Source organism: Desulfuromonas sp. KJ2020, from assembly GCF_024197615.1.
Lineage (GTDB): Bacteria > Desulfobacterota > Desulfuromonadia > Desulfuromonadales > SZUA-540 > SZUA-540.
In genome coordinates, this window is record NZ_JAKUKE010000001.1 from 68,608 (window position 1) to 92,231 (window position 23,624).

Consider the following 23,624-nt stretch of genomic DNA (forward strand, 5'->3'; position numbering starts at 1 on the left):
TTCTGTTATGGTGATTTTCAGGGCGTTCAGGCCTTGCCGGCGCTGCCAAGCACCGTCTCGTTCTTGTGCTTGATGAGGGTGATCAGCTCCTTGCGGGCTTCGCCGAGATACTTGCGCGGGTCGAACTCCTCGGGATGGTTGGCCAGATATTCGCGAACCTTGGCGGTGACCGCCAGTCGGCCGTCGGAATCGATATTGATCTTGCAGACGGCACTGGCCGCCGCCTGTCGCAGCTGGTCCTCAGGCACACCGACCGCCCCTTCCATACGGCCACCGTATGCGTTGATCAGACGGACATAGTCCTGCACCACGCTCGAAGCCCCGTGCAGCACGATGGGGAAACCGGGGATCCGCTTCTCGATCTCCGTGAGGATATCGAAGCGCAGCGGCGGCACCTGCTCCCCTTCCTTGAGCTTGAACTTGTAGGCGCCATGGCTGGTCCCGATGGAGATCGCCAGCGAATCGACCCCCGTCTTCTTGACGAAATCCTCGACTTCCTCGGGCTTGGTGTAGGTGGAATGATCGGCCTGCACCTCGTCCTCGATGCCGGCCAGAACACCTAGCTCGCCCTCAACGGTCACGTCATGGGCATGGGCATATTCGACAACCTGGCGGGTCAGCGCCACGTTTTCTTCGTAAGGCAGGTGGGAACCGTCAATCATGACCGAGGAGAAACCGGAGTCGACACAGGACTGACACAACTCCAGGGAGTCGCCGTGGTCCAGGTGCAGGGCGATGGGAATATTGGACCCCATTTCGCGCACCATTTCCACCGCCCCCAGGGCCATATAGCGCAGCATGGTACTATTGGCGTAGCTGCGGGCCCCCTTGCTGACCTGAATGATGACGGGTGAAGCCGTCTCGGCACAGGCCATGACAATGGCCTGCAACTGTTCGAGGTTATTAAAATTATAGGCGGGAATGGCGTAACCGCCCCCTACGGCCTTTTGGAACATATCCCGGGTATTGACCAGCCCTAACTCACTGAAATGCACTTTTTTGCCCATGGCTTCCAGCCTCCCTGTCTTTTTCGACTATTTCAAAACACAGTGTTACCACCAGATGCAACCGGATAATAGATAGCAGCTCGCCCCGGTGAAGTCCAGCCCAAAGTCGCTATTTTTGCCGTCAAGGGGGTTGAAAAAGGGGGGAAGTTCGTTTAGGATACGCCCGGTTTTGCGCTATCCTGATCCCACCTGTCTTGATTCATTAACCCATAAAAGGAAACGCCCATGAATTCGACAAAGCAGGACGATTACCTCAAGGACTGGCAGCAGCGGGAAGAGATCGCCGAGGCGATGCTCCCCCTCATCGGCCGACTCTATCGCGACCGCAACGTGGTCATCTCCGTCTACGGGCGGACGCTGATCAATCCGTCAACCATCGACATTCTCAAGGCCCATCGTTTCGCCCGCCAGATTCTGGAGAACGAACTGTCCGTAAGGGACAGCTATCCCCTTCTCAAGGCGATCAGCGAACTGGATCTGGCCCCGTCCCGCATCGATATCGGCAAGCTGACGGTTCGCTATCAGGCCCAGGCCGCCGGGGAGCCGGTGGAGCAGTTCGTCCGACGTGAACTGACTTCGGTCAACACCGGTAAGGGCTCCATGCGTCAGGAACCTCAGGATATCGTCCTTTACGGATTTGGCCGCATCGGCCGCCTGCTCGCCCGGCTTCTGATCGAAAAAACCGGCGGCGGCGACAAACTGCGCCTGCGGGCCGCCGTTGTACGCAAGGGCAGTGCCGACGATCTCATCAAGCGGGCCAGCCTGTTGCGCCGGGACTCCGTCCATGGCTTTTTCCGCGGCGCCATTACGGTCGATGAACAGGAAAACGCCATTGTGGCTAACGGCAACATGATCCGCATTATCTACGCCGATGCCCCTGAAGAGGTCGACTACACCCAGTACGGCATCAAGGACGCCATCGTTATCGATAACACGGGAAAATGGCGCGATCGCGACGGGCTCGGCCGCCATCTCAAGGCAAAAGGGACCTCCGCCGTCATCCTGACGGCGCCGGGAAAAGGGGATATCCCCAATATCGTCTACGGCGTCAACAACGAGCTGATCAGCCCCCTCGAAAAAATCTTCTCCGCCGCCAGCTGCACCACCAACGCCATTGTTCCTGTACTCAAAGCGGTCAACGACCGGTTCGGCATCGTGCACGGCCATGTGGAGACCTGTCATTCCTACACCAATGACCAGAACCTGATCGACAACTACCACAAGAACAACCGCCGCGGCCGCAGCGCCCCACTCAACATGGTCATCACCGAGACGGGGGCCGCCAAGGCTGTCGCCAAAGCGCTGCCGGAGCTGACAGGCAAACTCACCGGCAACGCTATTCGCGTGCCGACCCCCAACGTCTCCCTGGCCATACTCAACCTGACCTTGACCGAAGGAACCAGCGTTGAGGAACTGAACCGCTATCTACGGGATATCTCTCTCAACTCCGGCCTCCAGCAGCAGATCGACTACACCAACTCCCCCGAGGTCGTCTCCAGCGACTTTGTGGGCTCCCGGCACGCCGGCATCGTCGACTCACTGGCCACCATCGTCGACGGCAACCGCTGCGTTCTCTACGTCTGGTACGACAACGAGTTCGGTTACAGCGCCCAGGTGGTACGCATTGTCGAAAAGATGGCCGGTCTCGAATTGCCGGCCCTGCCGGCCTGACTTTTCCTTCAAGACATCAGCGGCCGTCTTCAGACTGGAAGGCGGCCGCTGGCGACAGAACGTCCCAAACGAAGAAGGGCCACCTGCTTGGCAGGTGGCCCTTCTTCGTTACCGTGATACTTCAATGCGAGAGATCAGTCCGTCTTCATCAGCCGCATTTTTTTACGCAGCCGGCGCTGGGCTTCTTTCTCTTTGCGCTTACGCTTGACGCTGGGCTTTTCGTAGAATTTGCGCTGCTTCATTTCACGAAACAACCCTTCCTGCTGCAGCTTGCGCTTGAGAACCCGGATCGCCTTTTCGACGTTGTTGTCGACGACATGGATTTCCACTGACTCTTCACCTCGCTTTCTTATCTATTTACACTTCGCCAAGTCTCCCGGGCGAAGGATAAGACGGCAACTTACACCAACATCAGCAAAAAATCAATATAAATCTCACTCACACTCTCCGTCGACCACAAAGAGTCCGACAGAGAGCCCGCCATTGACCAGATCGGCAATCTTCTTCAAGGGGAGGCCGACCGCGTCAACCAGCGGCGAGACAGGGCAGAGAATAGCGCGCCGCCAGCCGCCATACTGCCGGGCGTAGACATTCCCCAGCTGACGATAGAGAGGCGCCAGATCCACCCCTTTTCCCAGGCGCTCCCCATAGGGTGGATTGCACAGAATGGTACCGTGGAAACTGGTGGCCCGGCTGTCGGCCAGATCTGCCACCTCCAGGCGGACAAGATCGGCGACTCCCGCGCGCTCGGCGTTGCGTCTGGCGGCCGCCAGCGCCACCGGATTGCGGTCAGACCCGCAGATAGGCACCTCAATCTCGCGCCTGGCGCGGACAGCTTCCAGCGTGAGAGCCTCCCAAAGCCCCGGCCGAAAACCGGGCCAGTTCATGAAGGCAAAGTGACGTCCTGCTCCCGGAGGCAGGTTGGCCGCCAGCAGCGCTCCTTCGATAACGAAGGTGCCCGAGCCGCACATGGGATCGACCAGTGGAGCCCGGCCATCCCAGCCCAGCAGCGCCAGAATACCTGCCGCCAGGGTTTCGCGCAGAGGGGCCTGGGCCGACTCTTCGCGATAGCCGCGGCGGTGCAGCAACTCACCGGAGGTATCGATCGAAATCTGACACTGATCGTCGTCAAAGCGCACGAGAACGAGTTGCTCTTCCCCCTGTCCTTCCCCCGCCTGGCGGCCAAGGGCACGATCGATGGCGGCAGCGACTGTTTCGGCGATACGCCCGCCATGCACGAGCCGGGAACGATGGCTCGCCGATTTCACCCGGACAGCGGTCTCCCGCCGGATGAAGCGCCCCCAGGGCAAACGCAGGGCCTTTTTGTACAGGTCGGGAAAGTCGCGACTGCGAAAGGTTCCGAGGCGGATCACCACGCGACTGGCCGTACGCAGCCACAGGTTGGCGCGATAGATATCCGCCAGGCCTCCCGTGAACTCCACTCCGCCCGGCACCACGGCGACCCCGGCCATACCGAGCTGGTGCAGCTCGGTAGCGCAGACTGCCTCCAGTCCTGGAGCCGTCACCGCAAAAAGTTGTCCTTCGAGTTTTTTCACAGCCCCTCCCCGCAACGTTCAGAGCGCCGATCCTAGCACAGGGGCGGCGCCTTGACCAGAAATCCCCACGTCTTTCCCCCTGCGTCCCCGCATAAATTCTGCTACTATTTCACCATTCAAACCAACAACCGGGAGGCTGTCCTACTATGAATTATTCCGACCTGGATATCGACTGGGCGTACCTGCTCGAACGTGTGGAAACCCTCATGGATCTCGGTGAAGAATACCTGGGGCGCCAACTGGCCGAGGTTGAACTCGAGGCGGAGGTCTTCCAGAACACCCTGGCATTGCGCTGGCAACGACAGGGACCATCCGGATGGCTGGTGCCCGTGCTCTTCCCGGACACGCCGGACCATGCGGACCTCCTCGGAATCGACGCCACTCTGCAGCGACTCAACCAGAACACCCTGCAGTTCGTCCGGGGCTATCCGGCCAACAATGTGCTCTTGTGGGGCGAGCGGGGCAGCGGCAAGTCCTCCGCCGTCAAGGGGCTTATCAACCGGTTTTCCAGCCAGGGTCTGCGCCTGGTGGAGGTGCAGAAGGAGGACCTCTTCCAGCTCCCTCTCATCACCAGCCGCCTGCGCGATCTCAACTATCGCTTCATCCTTTTCTGCGATGATCTGTCTTTTGACGAGTCGGAGATTTCCTACCGGGAACTCAAGGCCTTGCTCGAAGGCGGCATCGAGGCCCGGCCGGCCAACGTGCTCGTCTATGCCACCAGCAACCGGCGCCATCTCATGCCGGAGCGCTTCGAAGACAACGGTCCGGAGGCGGAAATCCACCCCGAGGAGCGCATCGCCGAAAAACTTTCGCTGTCCGATCGCTTTGGTATCACCCTCGGCTTTTATCCCATGTCCCAGGAGACCTACCTGGCCGTTGTACGTCACTTGAGCCGCCGCCGAAAGATAAAAATATCGGTCAAACGCCTGGAGAGAGAAGCGCTGCAATGGGCGATGCGCCGCGGCGCCCGCTCCGGGCGGGTCGCCCGCCAGTTCATGGATGACCTCAGCGGGCGACTCCTGATAGAAGCCGATAGAAAAAAACGTCCCGAGCAGGATCCATAACCCCCAACAGACTCATCTAGCCCAAACCACAACCTGCTGATTCAAGGCCACTTTTTGCGCTCGTCCACAGTTTCGTGGAAAACCCTGTGGGGAACTCAAAAAGGGGCGCGGACAAACCCTTAGAGCATCCCTCTTCACAGCCTTTTGCCCATTTTTTAATCACCGCTTGAGGTGGTAAAAGCGTGCCGAAAAGGAAAGGATTCTTGAGCTGAATCGCAATCTGGTGTAATAAGAAACGAGGCTAAAATGCCTAGAATAGACGCGCCCTTTCAAGACGCCTTTATCACCCCGGAGGAAGAGCTCAGATGGTCCAGATGACCGAAGCCGCCCTTTTTGATGCCTGCCGGATTCTTTTTGGCCCGGAGCTGCACCTCAATCGCGACTTTCTCTTTTACCTCCAGCCCGGCGGCGCCAAATCAGCCTACCGCAGCAAAGCCAAGCAGACCCATCCGGATCGCTTTACCGAGACCGAAAAAAAGCGGCAGAACATCCTGTTTCAGGATCTGACCAGCGCCTACAAGCTGATCAATACCTTTTTGGAGCAGCGGGAAAAAGGACACATCCAGTCTATGCGCAGCGCCGGGCCAGGGGTCAGAGCCAGTGCCTCTACAGCCAGGACGCGTCCCCCTGCTTCCCCGGCCGGCACCTTTTATGCCGGAAATCTGCCGCAGCGCCATCTGGAATTCGGCCTCTACCTCTACTATCGCGGTTATATCTCCTATCAGCAGCTCATTGCCGCGCTTGTCTGGCAGCGAGCCCAAAGACCGGCCATTGGCGAAATCGCCCGCCGCTGGGGCTGGCTCGACGAAGCCTCCCTGCGCCACATACTCACCGCGCGGGGAGCCTTCAGTCGTTTCGGGCAGCGGGCCGTCAAGCTCGGCGTACTGACTCCTTTTCAGGTGCAGACACTGCTCCGCTACCAACAGAACCTTCACAAGCGCATCGGCCAGTACTTCGTCGAGAGCAACCTTCTTGACGCGCAGGACATCGAGAAACTGGTCGAAGAACTGAGAGCCCACAACCAGCAGGTGGCCACCGGCCGGCGCTCCACCAGTCATCCCTATTAAGGACTTTGTTCGCCCTCCTCACCCCTCACTCGGGAAAGGAGCCGGCGAAGGCGTCGCGGTCGGGACCACCCCCGCCTGACGCAGGCGGCTGAGGTACGCGGTTCGCGAGATCCCCCTCCCACCCAGGGAAGCCAGATGCGAGGTGGGCAGCTGGCAGTCAATCATATCGAAATGGTACGCCGCCAGCCGACGGGCCAGAAAAACCATCGCCACCTTCGACGCGTTGCTTTGGCGGTGAAACATCGACTCGCCGAAAAAACAGCGCCCCAGACAGACCCCGTACAGTCCGCCGACCAGTTCATCCCCCTGCCAGCATTCCACCGAGTGCGCGAAACCCATCTTATACAGCCGACCGTAGGCGGCCAGCATGCCGTCGGTGATCCAGGTCCCCGTATCTTCCTGGCGGTCTGGCCCGCAGGCCAGCATGACTTCAGTAAAGGCGCGGTCAATCGTCAGCTGGAAGGAGCCCCGGCGAATCACCTTGTCGAGACTGCGGGAGACATGAATAGCCGTTGGCTCAAGGATGAACCGGGGATCGGGCGACCACCAGAGCAGGGGATCGCCTTCGTTGAACCAGGGAAAGATGCCGGAGGAATAGGCCAGCAGGAGACGCGGCGGGGTCAGATCACCACCGACAGCCAGCAGCCCATCAGGCTCGGCCAGATGAGGTGGCGGAAAAAGCAGCTGGTCAGCCAGTTGGAAGACGGGCACCGACGACTCTCCTGAAACGCCTCAGTCGTAGGAAAAAGTCAGGGCGTCCTGACGCAGACCGAGGCGCACGGTCCCGCCCTTGCTCAGCCGTCCGAAGAGGATTTCGCTGGCAATGACATCGCTGACTTCCGTCTGAATGAGACGGGCCAGCGGGCGAGCGCCGTAGACCGGGTCGTAGCCCCGCTGGGCGAAATAGCGGCGGGCGGCCGGGGAGACCTTGAGGACAACCCCCTTCTCTTCCAGGGGCGTGGCCAGCTCGTTGAAAAACTTGTCGACGATGCGGACAATCACCTCCTCGGCGAGGCTGCTGAAGGCGATGATGGCATCGAGACGATTGCGGAACTCGGGGGAGAAGGTGCGTTCCACGGCGTGGCGTGGATCTCCCGTCGAGGCCGTTTTGCTGAAACCGATGGGGTTGGCGCTCATTTCCCGGGCGCCGGCGTTACTGGTCATGATGAGAACGACGTTGCGAAAATCGGCCTTCTTGCCATTGTTATCGGTGAGGGTGCCGTGATCCATGACCTGTAGCAGGATATTGAAAAGATCGGGATGAGCCTTTTCGATCTCGTCCAGCAGCAGGACCGCATAGGGGTTCCGGATGATGGCGTCGGTGAGCAGCCCCCCCTGTTCAAAACCGACGTAACCCGGGGGTGAACCGATCAGCCGCGCCACCGAATGCTTCTCCATGTATTCACTCATGTCGAAGCGGATAAACTCCACACCCATCTGGGCGGCGAGCTGTTTGGCGACCTCCGTCTTGCCCACCCCGGTCGGGCCGGTGAACAGAAAGGACCCGGTGGGCTTTTCCGGGTGGCCCAGGCCAGCCCGGGAGCGCAGCACGGCACGGCACAGAGCATCGATGGCCGGATCCTGCCCGAAGACGCGCGCCTTGATATCGCGGGCGAGGGTCTTGAGCCGCTGGCGGTCGCGGGCCGAGACCTGGCGCTGCGGAATGCGGGCGATGCGGGCGATCACCTCTTCGATTTCCCGGATGCCCACCTCCTGCCGGGAACGCGGGTGCAGCCGGAAGGAGGCGCCGACCTCGTCCATCACGTCAATGGCCTTGTCCGGCAGGTGACGGAAGTTGATGTGGCGAGCCGACAGCTCGGCGGCGGCCCGCAGCGCTTCGTCGCTGTAGCGGACACCGTGGTGCTCTTCATAGTGGGATTTCAGCCCCTGGAGAATGGCGAGGGTCTCTTCGACGCTCGGCTCGGGAACATCGATTTTCTGGAAGCGGCGGGACAAAGCCCGATCCTTCTCAAAAAGATTCTTGTATTCCTCGTAGGTGGTCGACCCGATACAGCGCAACTCACCAGAGGCCAGCACCGGCTTGAGAATATTGGAGGCATCCATTGAGCCGCCGCTGGTGGCACCGGCGCCGACCACGGTGTGGATTTCGTCAATAAAGAGAATGGCCTTGCCTTTTTTGGCCAGGGCGGCCAGCACCGCCTTGAGCCGTTCCTCGAAATCTCCGCGGAATTTGGTCCCGGCCAGCAAAGCCCCCATGTCGAGGGAAAATATCTCAAAATCAGCCAGCATGTCCGGCACCTCGCCCCGCGCCATGGCCAGCGCCAGCCCTTCGGCCAGCGCCGTCTTGCCGACCCCCGGTTCGCCGACATAGATGGGGTTGTTCTTGCGCCGCCGACACAGCACCAGCAGCGTCCGCTCGATTTCCGCCTCGCGCCCAATGAGGGGATCGATCTTACCGTCCCGGGCCTTATCCAGCAGATTGACGGTAAAGAGTTTCAAAGGATCCTTGGCCGGAGCCGTCTTGGTCCCGCCTCCTCCCGTGTCCTCACGCCCTGGAACAGGCGAGCCTTCCCCTTCGCCTTCCTGCCGGGACGGCATCTTAACGACCCCGTGGGAAATATAATGCAACACATCCAGGCGGCTGACCCCCTGAAGCTTGAGAAAATGGGAAGCGTGAGAGTTCTTCTCTTCCAGAATCGCCACCAGCACATCCCCGACGGTGATCTGCTTTTTGCCGGAGGCATGCATATGAACCACAGTACTCTGCAGAACCCTCTGCAGCCCAACGGTCTGTTCAGGCACCTCTTCACTTTCGCTGGCGACACTCTCCAGCTGGTTGGTCATGAAATCTTCGAGCATGGCGCGAAGGGTTTCGGGATCGCCTCCGCAGTTGCGAATAATGTCCTGCCCTTCGCCATCAAAAAGAATGGCGTAGAGCACATGTTCCGTCGTGAGATATTCATGACGGCGGCGCTGGGCTTCCCGCACCGCCAGAGAAAAGGTGATCTGTACTTCCTGGTTGAACATGGGAACTCCGTCCTTTTTCAGACTTTTTCGAGGCTGCACCTTAAAGGAAAACCCTCTTTCCTGGCCATGGCATGAACTCTGGCAACCTTCGTTTCGGCAATTTCAAAGGGGTAGATGCCGCACTCCCCGACGCCTTTCAGATGAATATGCAGCATGATGCGGTTGGCCTCGGTGGGAGTCTTGTGAAAGATCGTTTCGAGGGCGGCGACCACAAATTCCATGGTCGTGTAGTCGTCGTTGTGCATCAGTACCCGATACGGGGGAGGGAAAGTGACCTTTTCCTTCTCGGTAACGGCGGGTTTTACTCCCGGCGATGACAGGGGTTTATCCACAGTTCTCCTCTTCTGACAGGGTCATTATTAAAAATCATGCTAGCACAGCTTCGGCAAAACTTCCATCCTTTGCCCCCGTCGGCGCGGACAGGTTGCGCCCCGGCAAGATCATGACATCCTAACGAAAATCGCCTCTTCCGGAATTGACTTCCTGGCCATCTCGGGGAAAATCATAGGAAGGTTGTAAAGATTCCGAGCAGATTCGGACCCAAGAATTTCGTGAGCGCAAGCTTTTACCTGACAGGCCGCCATGATTAAAGTCTTTCTTCAATACGCTGCCTGGTTTCTCTTGGGCAGCACGCTGCTGAGCAGCTTTTCGGCCGTGCAGAAATTGCTCGTCGGCATCCCTTTTCACCCGAAAGGTTTTCTGGTCCCGATTTTTTTCGGCGGCTGCTGTGGGCTCATCCTGAACGTCTGGCGACGCAAATGGAAACACTCCACCCGCTCCCTTCTGGAAAGCGAGGCACGCTATCGCAGCCTCTACGACAACGCCCCCGTCATGCTTCATTCCATCGACACCCACGGCCGGCTGCTCACGGTCAGTAAATTCTGGCTGGAAACACTGGGTTACCATCCGTCCGAGGTACTCGGCCACAAACTGACGGATTTCATGACCCAAACGTCACGTCAGATGGCCGAGCAGACCATTTTCCCCAAGTTTTTCCGCACGGGTTCCGTCAAATACATCCCTTACCAGTTTGTGAAAAAAAACGGGGACATTGTCGAGGTTCTGCTCTCGGCCATCGGCGATCGCAACGCACAGGGACACATCGAGCGCAGTCTCGCCGTGGCTATCGATGTCACCGAACATCGCCAGGCGGAGCTGGAGGTTAAAAAGCTGGCCTACTACGATACGCTCACCGAACTGCCCAACCGCACCCTCTTCCATGACCGCCTTGGGCAGGCGCTGGCTCACGCCCGCCGCAACAACGCCCGGGTCGAGGTACTGTTTCTCGATCTGGATCGTTTCAAGGTCATCAACGACACCCTGGGTCATGCCGTCGGAGACGAGTTTCTCAAGATTATTGCGCAACGCCTTCGGGACTGCATGCGTCAGGGGGACACGGTGGCTCGCCTCGGGGGCGACGAATTCGTCATCGTTCTTTCCAGCAGCAACGGCGACCAGGACGGCGCCGCCTTTGCCGAACGGATCCTTGAAACCCTGGCTCAGCCAGTAAAACTGGCTGGCGGCGAACTCTGTACCACCGCGAGCATCGGCATCAGTATCTACCCTCTGGATGGTGAGGATATCGACACCCTGTTGCGCAATGCGGACATCGCCATGTACGCCGCCAAAGAGCATGGTCGCAACAATTATCAGTTTTTTTCCGATGAGATGAATACCCGGGTGGTCGAAAAGCTGGGAATCGAGACGAGTTTGCGGCGGGCCATCGATCGGGGCGAGCTCTTTCTCACCTACCAGCCGCAGATCGATATCGAGTCGGGGACGATCATCGGGGTCGAATCTCTGCTGCGCTGGAACCATCCCCAGGACGGGCTCATTTCACCGGAAAAATTCATCCCCATTGCCGAAGAGACCGGCTTGATCAACCCTATCGGCGAGTGGGCTTTGCGCACGGCCTGCCGACAGGCTCGCGAGTGGCAGATCGCCGGCTATGCCCCGGTCAGAATGGCGGTCAACCTTTCCGCCCGCCAGTTCAAGCAGCTGGGCATTATCGACCTGCTCGATCGCATTCTGGAGGAAACCGGCCTCGATCCCAGGTGGCTCGAACTGGAGCTTACGGAAAGCCTGATCATGGACAACACGGTCGAGACCATCATGACCCTGACGGACATCAAGGTGCGGGGAATCCACCTGGCTATTGATGACTTCGGAACCGGCTATTCCTCCTTGGCCTATCTGAAAAACTTCCCAATTGATCGCATCAAAATCGCCCAGGAATTCATCCATTCGGTCAACGACGACGCCGACAGTCGGGCCATCGTCGAGGCCATAATCGCCATGAGCCACAGTCTGCAGCTCAACGTCCTGGCCGAGGGCGTGGAAAATCTGCCGCAATTGGAATTTCTCACCGCCCGACAATGCCACGAGATGCAGGGCTTTTATTTCTCGCCTCCCTGTACTGCCGCTGAAATGGGCGATCTTTTCGCCATGAACGTCAGCAAGTCGGGGTTCTGTCTGCTCCATGAAAGAACGTCACAAAGTAGTCACTGACTGTACCCGCCGGGCGCACTGCCCGCCAATTTTTCCTGCAGAAAATCCCGCCAGATCCTTTCCGCCAGAGGGGCCCTATCCTCTGCCGCCGCCATCAATTCGGCGTGAATCAGCAAAGGATGGATCAGCGAAATCCCTTCGGGCTGCCATTCCTGCCAGGCCAGATCGTGGCTGTACAATTGCAGCAGATCCACGGGTCCGTCGGGATCGGGAATGAGGCGCAGCTGCATGAGAAGGCGCAGGGCATCGCCGGACAGATGCAAGGCGGCGCGCTGGGGGCGGTAGCCACCCAGCAGATGGGCAGCACCCAGCTCGCCGCCGATGAGCACCTGCTCCTGCAAACCGTTTTGCCGCAGCAGATCGGGAAGATCGTCGATCGCTACCCCTGTCTGCAGGCGGCAACGACGCAGCAGCAGCCGGGGGCGCAGCTTTTCGCTGTAGCCGAATTCCCAGCGCTGCAACAGATCCTCGCCTCGCCGCAACCGTCTGCCGCCACTGGCCTCCCGGCCGAGGTACCCCAGCGATTCGAGCTGTTCCAGCGTCTGCCCAATCGTCCCCAAAGCGACATGGGCCCGCTGGGCCATGTCCCGATAGGACAGGCGCAGGCTAGCCGGCTCCATCAACAGAAGGGAAATCAGCTTGAGGCCGGCGGTTTGAAAGGCTCGGCCGCCGCTTTTCTTTTCGGCGGACCGGCGGCGGCCGCCAATTTCCATAAGCAGTGGCGGCTGACACAGGTACATGTTGCCGGCCGCATCGACATATTCGATCCCCTGTTGGCGCAGTTCGCGAGCCAGGGTTTCCGGTAGATAGTCGGTAAACAGCAGCCTCGGCTCCTCGGCGGGCTGAAGGTGTGCCTGGTTGAGAAGAACAGCGACGGTTAAAGGCGAGAGCTGCCTCCTTGGCATGACCTGATAGCTGACTTGGCCCCAGCCGCCTTGAAGCCGCAGGCGGCCCTCCTGGGCCTGCAATGCCGGCCTGGATCCCGGGTCCACTTCGCATCCCGGCAGAGCGCGTAGGTTTCGCAGGCAATCTTCCGTCAACCGTTCTTCAGCTTGGGTCAGGGGCCAGGTCATGATAAGTCCTCTCGATGCCGGTGTTTGTTCAGATTTAAAACGCGTTCATAGATTAAATGCAACATCTTTTTTGTTCATGGCGACCCTCCCCAGGATCTTCCCTTTACATCCGCCCTTGGCATGACTATATTTTAAGGCATACTTTTGCCTTTCCATGAACTGAACAAGGAGCTCTGCCATGAAGACGCGTTTCTCCCTCATCGCCATGATCATGCTTTCCCTGACTCTGCTTTCAGGGTGCGGCTACAATGAAATCCAGCGTAATGAAGAAATGGTCTTTGCCGCCTGGGCCGACGTGGAGGCTACCTATCAGCGTCGCGCCGACCTCATCCCGAACCTGGTGGAGACGGTTAAGGCCTACGCCAGTCATGAGCGGGAGACCCTGCAATCCGTCACCGAAGCGCGGGCCCGTGTGGGGCAGGTCAACCTGAGTGGTCAGGATCTGTCCAACCCCGTCGCGCTTGCAAGCTTTCAGTCGGCCCAGGGAGAACTTTCCGGCGCCCTCTCCCGCCTGCTGGTGGTGGCTGAACGCTATCCCGACCTGAAGGCCAGCCAGAATTTCAGCGACCTTCAGCACCAGCTCGAAGGCACCGAGAACCGCATCAACGTCGCCCGCCAGCGCTACAACGAAGCGGTGCAGGTCTTCAACAGCTCGATCCGCACCTTCCCCAACAATCTGACCAACAAATTCATGCTGAAGCTCGAACGCAAGGAACCCTTCAAGGCGGAGGCCGGCGCGGCCACGGCCCCCAAGGTCAACTTCTAGCATGCTCCTGAGACGCTTTTTTCTCGCCCTGACGCTTGTCATTCTGCTGCCCCTGACAGCCAGCGCCCTCGACGTGCCTCCCCTGCGGGGGCATGTCAACGACCTGGCCGGCCTCCTCTCGGCCGAGATGGCGCTGAAAATCGAGCGTTTTCTGACCGATTTCGAAGCCAGTGACTCGACGCAGATTGTCCTGCTCACCGTCGCCTCCCTGGAGGGGGAACCACTGGAAGTCGCGGCTCTGAAGGTGGCGGAGACCTGGGGACTCGGGCAAAAGGGTAAGGACAACGGCGCCCTGCTCCTGGTTTCGCGGGACGACCGCAAGATTCGCATCGAAGTCGGCTACGGGCTGGAGGGGAGACTCACCGACCTGCTGGCCGGCCGCATTATCGATCAGGAGATCACCCCTCGCTTCCGGCGAGGAGATTATGATGGCGGCATCGCCGCCGGCCTGGTCGCCATGGCCGAAGCGGTGCGGGGTGAGTACACGGGATCGGGGTCATCCCGTCAGCAGAAGGAGCGCCACCCTCTCGGCCTGCTGGCACTGCTGCTCTTTCTGGGACCGGGATTGCTCTTCCTGACGGGTGGACGCAGCCACCGTGGCAGTCGTCGAGGCGGTCTATGGATCGGCGGACCACCCTTCAGCGGTGGCGGCTTTGGCGGCGGTGGGGGTTTCGGCGGCGGCGGGGGCGGATTCGGGGGCGGCGGCGCTTCCGGCGGCTGGTAAGGACGATCTTCTTTTCACCCTTGCACAGGAACTGTCATGGCGAAAGTCACAGCGCAGACATTTTTCAGCGAAGACGAACGGCAACGCCTCAAAGCCGCCGTCTTCGAAGCCGAGAAACGCACCAGCGGCGAGATCGTTCCCATGGTGATCGACGCCAGCTACGACTACCCCCGGGCCGAGATTCTCGGCGCCGTCCTACTGTCGCTGGCCACGGGCGTGACGGCAAGCTGGGCCTTCGGCGGCTCCTCCGTCTGGGTTTTTCTGCCGATCTTCGCCCTCGCCTACTTTCCCTTTAAACTCTTCATCCGCCACACCCCCACGCTCAAACGCTGCCTTATTCATCCCGCCGAGATCCGCGGGGAAGTGGAGGAAAAAGCCCTCGTCAGCTTTCTTGAGCAGGGCCTGCACCACACCCGCGATCACACCGGCATCCTCATTCTGCTCTCCCTGTTTGAACGACGGGTCTATGTGCTGGCTGACCGTGGCATCAACGCCCGCGTTCCTCTGCACGTCTGGGAGGAGATCGTCGAAACGGTGACCGAAGGCATTCACCAGGGGCTGGCGTGCGACGCTCTCTGCGAGGCCATCACCCGCTGCGCCGAGCTGCTGGAAGAACATTTCCCCCGCCGGGCGGATGACCGCGACGAACTGCCCAACCTGATTCTCGGCTAAGCCCCTTATTTTTCTGTAATGACCTCCCGATAATAATCGCTACTGCGGGGCCCGCCGGGCCACTGCCGCTGCAGCAGGGTGGTGTTGCGACCGGCGCGCACCTCCAGTTCCAGCAGGCGCTGCGCCAGCCGCAGGGTCTCGCTCTCTGCCCCGTAGGTCCGTTTGAGAATCGACTGTATCCGTGAGTAATTCTGTACCAGGGGCAAGGTCCGTTTTTTTCGGCTGGCGGCCAGAAAGGCGCGCCCCTTGGCCGAGAAGGCGAGAACATGCAGATAGAGCGGCCCCCTCGCCAGAAAGGCGGCCATGTTATCGGTCTGCACCTCGTTGAGCACATAGGCGAGCAGGCGCTGGACACGGGTGCGAGTCAGATGCCGTGACTTGATGGCATCCACCAGGGCCGAATAGGAGTCGCTGCACTCGGCCGCCTCGAGCAGGCGTGGTTCGATACCGGCTTCGACCTGGTAGATGCCCTTGAGCGTCTGTGCCCCCCTGAAGAGGCGACTGAGCAGCAGGCGATGCAGATGCGTCTCATCCAGACAGCGCCCTTCGGCCAGGGCCTGTTGCAAAGGGAGTAAAGCGGAAGAAGGGATGAAGGGGGTGATGTCCTCTCCGGCGGCGAGCATGCGGCGAATGCCCGTGGCGCTCGCCACATCCCCCACGGCCTCCTCGTCATGATAGCCGGCACCGAGACGGGAAATGGTCAAGGGGCGCAGCGTACTGGCGGTTCGGCGCAGGGCCCGGAGATACTCGAGACCAAGGATGTTGTTGGGCGAGGCGAGCAACTGCCCAAAAGAGGCGTCCGGCGCCAGCTCCTGCGCCAGTTGCGCGCGGGCTGTCGGGTAATTGTGACCCTGCCGCAACAGGGTACCGGTTCGGCGGGCCACAACCTCTTCGTTCGCCTCCAGCCAGCGGGCGCACTCCTGCAGTGCCTGCATATCCCCCGCTTCGCTGCCAAAGCAAAGGGAGTCGACCCCCCCGAGGGCATTCAGAGCTTGAACGGCGCCCTGGGCGAAAACCGGGGCGCTATTGCAGGCCCAGGGGAAGGGCAGCTCCAGGACCAGGTCGATGCCGGCTCGCAGGGCCATCTGGGCCCGCACCCATTTATCGACCAGCGCCGGTTCGCCGCGCTGCAGGAAATGCCCGCTCATGACCGCTACGGCGACTTCGACCCCGGCAAGGGCCAGGCTCTGACGCAGGTGGTGGAGGTGTCCGTTGTGAAAGGGATTGTATTCGGTGATCAGGCCGACGGCGCGCATGACGGGTTTACCCGAGGAGGACGGAAAGAGGCGGGCCGACCCGGTTTTCCGTGGGCGTCACCAGGCTGCGGTAGGCCATGACTTCGACGCCGCAGGCGGCGGCCTGCCGCAGCAGACGGCCGTAATCGGGATCGATGGCGTCGGCCGGCGTAAAGGCCTCAGCCTCACCGCGCTGGACGAGGAAGAAAATGACCGTACGATAGCCCTGCTGGCGGGCCGCCATCAGTTCACGCAGGTGTTTCTGCCCCCGCGTCGTCACGGCATCGGGAAAGCAGGCGACGGTGGCCGCGCAGCAGAGAGTCACATTTTTAACCTCCACCAGCACTTTCTCCCGCTCATTTTCCAGCATAAAATCGAGGCGGCTGGCGCCGAAAGGGTACTCCGCCCGCACCTGGTAGCCCGCCAGCGGAGCAATGGCTCCCTGGCGCAGGCCTTCCTCGACCACCCGGTTGGTGCGGTGGGTGTGGGTATCGACCCAGTGGCCGTTGACTTCGATCAGCTCCAGGGTATAGAGGAGTTTTCGCTTCGGGTTGTCCGAGGTGGAGAGCAACACGCGGTGTCCCGGCACGGCGCACTGCTTCATGCTGCCGGTATTGGGAGTGTGGGCCGTCACCACGCGGCCGTCGGCCAGCTCGACATCGGTAAGGAAGCGCTGATAGCGCCGCAGCAGGCGCCCCTCCAGGAGGGGCTGGGGCAGTCTCATTGGTCGATCTCGGCCATCTCCCGCTCGGAGAAGCCGAGCAGATAGAGGATGGAGTCGAGACTCTGCTGGTTGATATGATAATCGGCCTGCTCCCGCACCCGGGCCTTGGCATTGAAAGCAATACCCAGCCCGGCTTTGCCCAGCATCGGCAGATCGTTGGCGCCGTCGCCGATGGCCACCACCTGGTCGAGGGTGATCCCTTCCTGACAGGCTATCTCCTCCAGCAACTGGGCCTTGCGGGCCCCGTCGACGATCTCCCCCTTGACCGCACCGGTCACCTTGCCGTCAGCGATCTCCAGGTCGTTGGCGTAGGCGTAGTCCAGGCCCAGTTCAGTCTTGAGGCGATCGGTGAAAAACTTGAAGCCCCCCGAGATGACTGCCGTGCGAAAGCCGAGCCGCTTGAGAATGCGCACCAGGTTCTTGGCCCCGGGCGTGAAGGGGATATGGCGGTAAACCTCCTCAAGAGCGTCGACCGACAGCCCCTGCAGCAGAGCCACCCGCTCCCGCAGCGCCCCCTGAAAGTCGAGTTCGCCGTTCATCGCCCGCAGGGTGATATCCGCCACCTGCTCCCCGACCCCGGCCAGGCGGGCCAGTTCGTCGATGACCTCGATCTGGATGAGGGTGGAATCCATGTCCATCACCACCAGGCGCTTGGCGCGGCGGTAGAGGCTCTCCTTCTGCATGGCGATGTCGACGCCGAGGCTGGCGCCGACACGCAGCAGCTTGCGGGTCATGGCCTTGACATCCAGTTCCGGCGGCGTGGTGATGAGAAACTCGACGCAGCGCAGCTGTCCCTGCGTCAGTTTGGAGATACGCTCGATGTTGACCCGGTTGTCGGCCAGGATGCGTGACACCCGCGCCAGCGAGGTAGCGCTCACCTCGCCGCCCAGAATGGTCACCACATAGGCGTGCTTGGTCGTTTTGCGCCGGTACTCCGATTCGGACAGTACCTGAAAATCGAGATCCAGCCCAAGCTCCTTGGCCAGGAAAAGGAGATCCTTGATCAGGGGTTTCTGGTCGCTCTCACCCGTGGGAAAATCGATGAGCACCGAAAAGGAAAGCAGCGTATGGGTCACCGTCTGCTCGATGTCGCGGATGCGCGCTCCAGCGGCGGCGATATTGCCGGTCACGGCGGCGACGATACCCGGCTTGTCCGGCCCGGTCATGGTAACAAGAACCATCTTACGATCCATGATATTAAACAACCCCTTTCATCTGTCCTGAAAAACGTCGGTATTCTACCGTCAAACCCCACCCCCTGCAACCCCGTAAACGCCCAGACTCCAACCTCCCGGTCTGCCGATGCATAAAATTTCCCACTAAAAAACTGATTTATGTATTGACCTTTTCCCATCCTTTTGATAATGTTTACCCAATTGGTCAGGTTCACCCTTGGCCAATCGATACAACCCTCCTTCCTTTTGCGCATCGGCCTCTCTCCTGGCCGGTGCGCCTTTTTTATCTAATCCCCCCCAAAAATACGGCCCCGGACGAAAAGACCGGGGCCGGCTGAAGAGCTGAGACAAGGGCCAGTCTAACGGGCCAGAACGAAGCGCCCCTCTCTGACCTCGACCATCACCATGGAATCGACACCCAGGCCGTTATGATCCTCGGCGGTCATATGGTAGATCCCCGAGACACCGACATAGCCGGTGGTCTCTTCAATGGCTTTGCGCAGGGCGGCCGGCTCGGTGCCGACCTTTTTCATGGCATTGGCCAGGATCATGATGGCATCCCAGGCGTAGCCCGAATGGGTGTTGATAGGGAACTGCTTGTCGTAGCCCTTCTCCCGGTAGAGATGGATGAATTCCTGGATAACCGCTTTCTGCGGATCGCTGTCATCGAGCTCATCCACCACCATGAGCTTGGTGGCCGGCATGCGGTCCCCCTCGGCGGCGGCCCCAGCCAGCTCGATGTACTTGGGGTCGGGCAGGCCGTGGCACTGGAAGAGGGGCAGCTCGATGCCGAGTTGCGCCTTGTTCTTGGCGACGATGGCGCCGGCGGGGCCGGTGGTCCAGCAAATAATGGCCTGGGGCTTGGCGTTCTTGGCCCGGGTCAGTTGGGCGGTCATATCGGTGTCGCGGGGGCCGAAGGACTCTTCCAGCAGGATTTCAACGCCGTACTGGGGAGCGAGCTGGTGCATCCAGCCGGCGCCGTCCTTGCCGAAGCCATCGGAGGCGATCAGCAGGGCCACGCGGGTCAGGCCCTTTTCCTGCAGATAGATCAGCAGCCGTTCGACGGCGGTCCGGGAGCGCTGCGGTGACTTGAAGACCCAGTCAAAGGGGCCGAACTTGTCGCCCCCCATGATGACCGGATCGCCGCCGACCGTCATGACGATGGGCACGCGGCCGTCATGGGCAATCTTTTTGACGTTCATGCCCGTATCGGTGAGGGTGGGACCGATAATCGCCGCTACCTTGTCCTTGTAGATGAACTTTTTGGCGATATTGGCCGCCTTGGCGGGATTGGCTTCCGTGTCGCCGATCTCCAGCGCCAGGGGGCGGCCGTTGATGCCCCCCTCCTGATTGATCTTGTCGACGACCATTTCAGCCACCAGCTTGGTCGGGGTACCGATAAAGGATGCCCGCCCGGACAGATCGAAGAAAGCGCCGATGGTGATCGGCTCTGCGGCCAGCGCCGGACTGGCCAGCAGCACCAGCAGACTGAAAATGCCCAACACGCGTTTCATAGTGTACCTCCTCCTGTAAAAAGCCCCTGACCTGGTTCAGACGATTTCATCCTGAATCCGCGTATCAAAGACGCGTTTGCTTTTGCCCTCAGAGCGGGGCAGGCTGCCGTAATCGACCAGCTCCAGGTCAGCGGAGACCATGAGCTGTTTTTTGATCTGGTGGATGGCCTCGTGGATGAGTTCAGCGCTGCGCTCGGCGCCGACCCCCTGGGCGCGCTCGATAAGCAGGCGCATGCTGTCCCGCCCGGAAGCCTCCTCGCGGGTCAGATGTATCTGATATTCGGAGCCGAGCCCGGGCACGGCGGAGAGGATGGTGTCGATGCTCGACGGATAGATGTTGACGCCGCGAAACTTGATGGTGTCGTCGCTGCGCCCCTTGATGCGGGAATGACGGGGGAGCACCGAGCCGCAGGTGCAAGCACCGGGAATAATGCGGGTGATATCGCGGGTGCGGTAGCGGATGAGGGGGGCCGCCTCCTTGCACAGGCTGGTGAGGACCATCTCTCCCCACTCGCCGTCAGGGAGGGGCTGCAGGGTGTCGGGATCGACGATCTCCAGCAGGTAGTAATCCCCCCAGTAGTGGATGCAGTCGTGCTCGCTGCACTCGATGCCGGTACCGGGGCCGTAGAGTTCGGTGAGCCCAGTAATATCAAAGAGTTCGGCTCCACCGAAGAGTTCGGAGATTTTCTGACGCATGGAGCGGCTGGAGCGCTCGGAACCGTAGATGATCTTCCGTACGGCGATCTTGTCGGCCACCCCCCGCTTGTGAATCTCTTCGGCCATCAGCAGGGCCATGGAGGCGGTGGAGCAGAAGACGGTGGACTGGAAATCAATAAGAAACTGGATCTGCAGATCGATATTGCCCGGCCCGACGGGCACGGCGAGGGCGCCGATCTTTTCGCAGCCGAGCTGAAAGCCCATGCCGGCCGTCCACACCCCGTAGCCGACGGCAATCTGCACGCGATCGAGGGGGGTGACGCCGGCCATCTGGTAGGCGCGGGCAAAGAAGTCGGTCCAGTCGTCGAGATCCTTCTGCGTATAACAGAGCACCTTGCGCTTACCCGTGGTACCCGAACTGGCATGCACGCGCACAATCTGCTCAAAGGGGACAGCGCGCAGGGGAAAGGGGTAGCCGTCGCGCAGATCGTCGGCGGTCGTGAAAGGGAGGCGGCGTACATCGTCCAGGCTGCGGATGCTGTCGGGGCTGACACCGGCCTCATCGAGTCGCTGGCGGTAAAAGCTCGAACCTTCGTAGGCGTGGCGCACGGTCCACTGCAGCCCTTTGAGCTGGTGGTCCTTGAGCTGGGCTTCGTTTTCAAAGGCGGGCATGAAATTCTTCTGGTGCATAGCGGGTTTCTCCAGGCGGATATTGGTCAACCCGGCAGCGCCGAGACGACTGGCGGCGGGGTTGTCCTGACTGGCGGCGCCCAAAAAGGCCGAACGGAGCGCCGGATCGTTAAGAAGACGGGAGCTTTCCCCCTGTTCGACGATGCGGCCATTGGCCAGCAGATAGGCACTGTCGGAGGCGGAAAGGGCGCGGGCGGCGTTCTGTTCCACCAGCAGAATGGTGGTGCCAGCCCGGCCGAGCTGATGAATGATGGCGAAGATCTCGTCGGTGATGAGAGGGGCCAGGCCCAGGCTTGGCTCGTCGAGCAGCAGCAGGCGCGGTTTGGCCATAAGAGCCCGTCCCATGGCGAGCATCTGCTGCTCGCCGCCGGAGAGAGTGCCGGCCAGTTGTGTCTGCCGCTGCCGGAGTTTGGGGAAGCGCTCATAGATTTCCTCCAGGCGCGCCGACTCCTCCTTCCTGGCCAGTCGCAGAGCCAGGGCGCCGAGCTGCAGATTCTCGTGCACCGACAGGTGGGCGAATACCTCCCGCCCTTCCGGCGAGAGGGCGAGGCCCTGACCGACCATGCGGGCCGGCGCGCTGCCGGTGAGATCGCGACCATCGAGAAGGATGCTCCCGGCCGTCGGTTTGACCAGTCCCATCAGACACTTGAGCAGGGTGCTCTTGCCGGCGCCGTTGGCCCCGACCAGGGCTACCGTCTCGCCGGCGGCCACCTCGAAGCTGACGCCGAAGAGGGCCTGGGCGGCCCCGTAATGAGCGGTGAGATTGGTGACTGTCAGCATCAGGCGGTCGCCTCCATGCGCCCCAGATAGGCTTCGAGAACAAGGGGATTGCGGCGGATCTCCGCCGGTGTCCCCTGGGCGATGCACCTGCCGCTGTCGAGCACCACCACCTGGTCGGCCACGCCCATCACCAGGTCCATGTCATGCTCCACCAGCAGCAAGGTATGGCCAGAAACGCGCAGGCGACGCAACTGCTCGGCGACGGCAGCCGTCTCGTCGGCATTGAGACCGGCCACCGGTTCGTCCAGCAGCAGCAGTTGCGGTTCGCTGACGCTGGCCCGTGCCAGCTCCACCCGCTTCTTGTCGCCGTAGGCGAGGACCCCGGCGGGCCAATGCGCCTTGTCAGCCAGGGCGAAGCGGTCGAGAGCCTCCAGGGCCCGCAGACGCAGGCGCCGTTCGCGGTGACGCAGATAGGGCAGACGCAGCATGGCCATGACGAGGGAACGCCCGGCTTCGCAGGTCAGACCGCACAGGACATTGTCGAGCACGGAGAGCCGGGGAAAGATCTTCAGGTTCTGAAAGGTGCGGGCGATGCCGAGGCGGGCCACCTCGTGGGCCGGCAGTCCGGCGATAGGCCGACCGCCAAAGGCAATGGCGCCACTGCTCGGCGGCAGCACGCCGGTGATGACGTTGATCAGGGTGCTCTTGCCGGCCCCATTAGGTCCGATCAGGGCCGTCACCTGTCCAGCCCTGACCCGGAAGGAGACCCCGTCAAGAGCCGGCAACCCCCCGAAGCGTTTGCTCACCCCCTCAAGCTGCAGCATCGTGACGCCTCCGCAAAGCCAATCGGACACGGATCTGGTCGATGACTCCCGTGACCAGCCCCTGGGGGAAGAACATGAGCACCAGGATGAGGACGGCCCCGTGCACGAAATCCTTGTAGGTTTCCAGGGCGGCGATCCATTCGGGCAGCAGGGTGATGAGGCCGGCCCCGAAAAGGGAGCCCCAAATGGACCCCATGCCGCCGACCACCACCATGATCACCATATCGGTCGAGGTGAAGATCCCGAAGGAGTCGGGGCTGACGAAGCCGTAGCAGTGGGCAAAGAGGCTGCCCGCCACCGAGGCGAAGACCGCCGACAGCACAAAGACCTTGACCTTGGCCCGCCGGGTGTCGACTCCCAGGGCGGCGGCGGCCGTCTCTTCGCCGGCCAGGGCAGCCAGCCCTCGGCCGACGCCGCTGCGCACCAGATTGAGGGACAGCAGCAGGGCGACCAGGGTGAAACTCCAGACCAGGTAATGGAAACGCACCTCGTCGTCGAACACCAGGGGACCGATGGCCAGCGGCGCCACGCCGGGAAAGCCGCTCGGCCCGCCCGTGACGGTGTCCCACTGCAGGAGAACGGTATGCACGACGATATTGCAGCCGAGGGTGGCCATGGCCAGGTAATGGCCGGAAAGGCGCAGCGCCGGCACCCCCACCAGCAGGGCCACCAGCGCCACCAGCGCCGCCACCCCCACCAGGGTGGGCCAGGCCGGCAGGCCGAAGGTGGCGGTGCCGATGGCCGAACCGTAGGCGCCGAGACCGAAAAAGGCGGCATGGCCGAGGGAAATCTGGCCGGCGTAACCGATAAACAGGTTGAGCCCGAGCACGACGATGGCGTAGATGGCAATGAGGTTGGTCAGACCGAGGGTGTAGGGGTTCTTCTCCACCAGTGGATAGAGGCCCAGCGCCAGCGTCAGGGCGCCCACCCACAGGCCGGTGCGGTGCAGAACGACAAAATAGACGAATTTCTGTCGGAAGGTCATGGTC

21 protein-coding genes are annotated in these 23,624 nt (G+C 61.1%); 7 read left to right on the forward strand and 14 right to left on the reverse strand.

Going from position 1 to position 23,624, the window contains the following annotated elements; all coding sequences use genetic code 11:
* Positions 1–26: 26 nt before the first annotated feature.
* Positions 27–1,007: a class II fructose-bisphosphate aldolase gene (locus MJO47_RS00350; protein ID WP_253959133.1), complete on the reverse strand. Its 981-nt coding sequence runs from the start codon at positions 1,005–1,007 to the stop codon at positions 27–29.
* A 225-nt stretch (positions 1,008–1,232) separates the two neighbouring features.
* Here MJO47_RS00350 and MJO47_RS00355 point away from each other — a divergent pair, with 225 nt between their 5' ends.
* A complete protein-coding gene (locus tag MJO47_RS00355; protein WP_253959134.1) occupies positions 1,233–2,678 on the forward strand; it encodes a glyceraldehyde-3-phosphate dehydrogenase in 1,446 nt (481 codons plus the stop codon).
* Between the two features lie 134 nt (positions 2,679–2,812).
* On the opposite strand, the gene rpsU is transcribed toward MJO47_RS00355, so the two are convergent.
* Positions 2,813–3,007: a 30S ribosomal protein S21 gene (gene rpsU / locus MJO47_RS00360; protein ID WP_155876985.1), complete on the reverse strand. Its 195-nt coding sequence runs from the start codon at positions 3,005–3,007 to the stop codon at positions 2,813–2,815.
* A gap of 105 nt (positions 3,008–3,112) precedes the next feature.
* Complete coding sequence (locus MJO47_RS00365) at positions 3,113–4,234, reverse strand: THUMP domain-containing protein (protein ID WP_253959135.1); 1,122 nt, start codon at positions 4,232–4,234, stop codon at positions 3,113–3,115.
* A gap of 146 nt (positions 4,235–4,380) precedes the next feature.
* Here MJO47_RS00365 and MJO47_RS00370 point away from each other — a divergent pair, with 146 nt between their 5' ends.
* Positions 4,381–5,298 carry an ATP-binding protein gene (locus tag MJO47_RS00370; protein WP_253959136.1) on the forward strand — a complete coding sequence of 306 codons (918 nt, stop codon included), beginning with the start codon at positions 4,381–4,383 and terminating at the stop codon, positions 5,296–5,298.
* A gap of 305 nt (positions 5,299–5,603) precedes the next feature.
* Complete coding sequence (locus MJO47_RS00375) at positions 5,604–6,365, forward strand: J domain-containing protein (protein ID WP_253959137.1); 762 nt, start codon at positions 5,604–5,606, stop codon at positions 6,363–6,365.
* A gap of 18 nt (positions 6,366–6,383) precedes the next feature.
* On the opposite strand, the gene aat is transcribed toward MJO47_RS00375, so the two are convergent.
* Genes aat through MJO47_RS00390 form a run of 3 tightly spaced genes read right to left on the reverse strand, consistent with a single transcriptional unit; the run spans position 6,384 to position 9,673 of the window.
* A complete protein-coding gene (aat, locus tag MJO47_RS00380) occupies positions 6,384–7,076 on the reverse strand; it encodes a leucyl/phenylalanyl-tRNA--protein transferase (RefSeq protein WP_253959138.1) in 693 nt (230 codons plus the stop codon).
* A gap of 21 nt (positions 7,077–7,097) precedes the next feature.
* Positions 7,098–9,353, reverse strand: coding sequence for an ATP-dependent Clp protease ATP-binding subunit ClpA (gene clpA, locus MJO47_RS00385; RefSeq protein WP_253959139.1), 2,256 nt, complete (start codon positions 9,351–9,353; stop codon positions 7,098–7,100).
* Positions 9,354–9,370: 17 nt separating this feature from the next.
* Positions 9,371–9,673, reverse strand: coding sequence for an ATP-dependent Clp protease adaptor ClpS (locus tag MJO47_RS00390; protein ID WP_256502316.1), 303 nt, complete (start codon positions 9,671–9,673; stop codon positions 9,371–9,373).
* A gap of 262 nt (positions 9,674–9,935) precedes the next feature.
* Here MJO47_RS00390 and MJO47_RS00395 point away from each other — a divergent pair, with 262 nt between their 5' ends.
* Positions 9,936–11,861: an EAL domain-containing protein gene (locus MJO47_RS00395; RefSeq protein WP_253959141.1), complete on the forward strand. Its 1,926-nt coding sequence runs from the start codon at positions 9,936–9,938 to the stop codon at positions 11,859–11,861.
* On the opposite strand, the gene MJO47_RS00400 is transcribed toward MJO47_RS00395, so the two are convergent.
* A complete protein-coding gene (locus MJO47_RS00400; protein ID WP_253959142.1) occupies positions 11,855–12,934 on the reverse strand; it encodes a type IV toxin-antitoxin system AbiEi family antitoxin in 1,080 nt (359 codons plus the stop codon). The two genes, MJO47_RS00395 and MJO47_RS00400, sit on opposite strands and share 7 nt — an antisense overlap.
* Before the next feature lie 178 nt (positions 12,935–13,112).
* Between MJO47_RS00400 and MJO47_RS00405 the strand changes: the two genes are divergently transcribed.
* Genes MJO47_RS00405 through MJO47_RS00415 form a run of 3 tightly spaced genes read left to right on the forward strand, consistent with a single transcriptional unit; the run spans position 13,113 to position 15,096 of the window.
* Positions 13,113–13,700, forward strand: a complete 588-nt coding sequence (locus MJO47_RS00405; RefSeq protein ID WP_253959143.1) for a LemA family protein — start codon at positions 13,113–13,115, stop codon at positions 13,698–13,700.
* Between the two features lies 1 nt (position 13,701).
* Complete coding sequence (locus MJO47_RS00410; protein WP_253959144.1) at positions 13,702–14,424, forward strand: YgcG family protein; 723 nt, start codon at positions 13,702–13,704, stop codon at positions 14,422–14,424.
* Positions 14,425–14,460: 36 nt separating this feature from the next.
* The gene (locus MJO47_RS00415; RefSeq protein ID WP_253959145.1) at positions 14,461–15,096 is read left to right on the forward strand and encodes a TPM domain-containing protein; all 636 of its coding nucleotides are present in this window, start codon (positions 14,461–14,463) and stop codon (positions 15,094–15,096) included.
* Between the two features lie 5 nt (positions 15,097–15,101).
* Here the strand turns inward: MJO47_RS00415 and MJO47_RS00420 are convergent, their stop codons facing one another.
* From MJO47_RS00420 to MJO47_RS00450, 7 genes are all read right to left on the reverse strand, one after another.
* Positions 15,102–16,352 carry a nucleotidyltransferase gene (locus MJO47_RS00420; RefSeq protein WP_253959146.1) on the reverse strand — a complete coding sequence of 417 codons (1,251 nt, stop codon included), beginning with the start codon at positions 16,350–16,352 and terminating at the stop codon, positions 15,102–15,104.
* A gap of 7 nt (positions 16,353–16,359) precedes the next feature.
* Positions 16,360–17,055 (reverse strand): DNA/RNA nuclease SfsA, encoded by a 696-nt coding sequence (sfsA, locus tag MJO47_RS00425; protein WP_253959147.1) that lies wholly within the window; start codon positions 17,053–17,055, stop codon positions 16,360–16,362.
* Positions 17,052–18,248, reverse strand: coding sequence for a phosphoserine phosphatase SerB (serB, locus tag MJO47_RS00430; protein WP_253959148.1), 1,197 nt, complete (start codon positions 18,246–18,248; stop codon positions 17,052–17,054). Before serB ends, sfsA begins: the two co-directional genes overlap by 4 nt.
* A 341-nt stretch (positions 18,249–18,589) precedes the next feature.
* Positions 18,590–19,744 (reverse strand): ABC transporter substrate-binding protein, encoded by a 1,155-nt coding sequence (locus MJO47_RS00435; RefSeq protein ID WP_253959149.1) that lies wholly within the window; start codon positions 19,742–19,744, stop codon positions 18,590–18,592.
* Positions 19,745–19,780: 36 nt separating this feature from the next.
* Positions 19,781–21,871 (reverse strand): ATP-binding cassette domain-containing protein, encoded by a 2,091-nt coding sequence (locus MJO47_RS00440; RefSeq protein WP_253959150.1) that lies wholly within the window; start codon positions 21,869–21,871, stop codon positions 19,781–19,783.
* The gene (locus tag MJO47_RS00445; RefSeq protein ID WP_253959151.1) at positions 21,871–22,635 is read right to left on the reverse strand and encodes an ABC transporter ATP-binding protein; all 765 of its coding nucleotides are present in this window, start codon (positions 22,633–22,635) and stop codon (positions 21,871–21,873) included. The genes MJO47_RS00440 and MJO47_RS00445 overlap by 1 nt, the downstream gene beginning before the upstream one ends.
* On the reverse strand, positions 22,622–23,620 hold the full coding sequence (locus MJO47_RS00450; protein WP_253959152.1) for a branched-chain amino acid ABC transporter permease: 999 nt from the start codon (positions 23,618–23,620) through the stop codon (positions 22,622–22,624). Before MJO47_RS00450 ends, MJO47_RS00445 begins: the two co-directional genes overlap by 14 nt.
* Positions 23,621–23,624 lie beyond the last annotated feature (4 nt).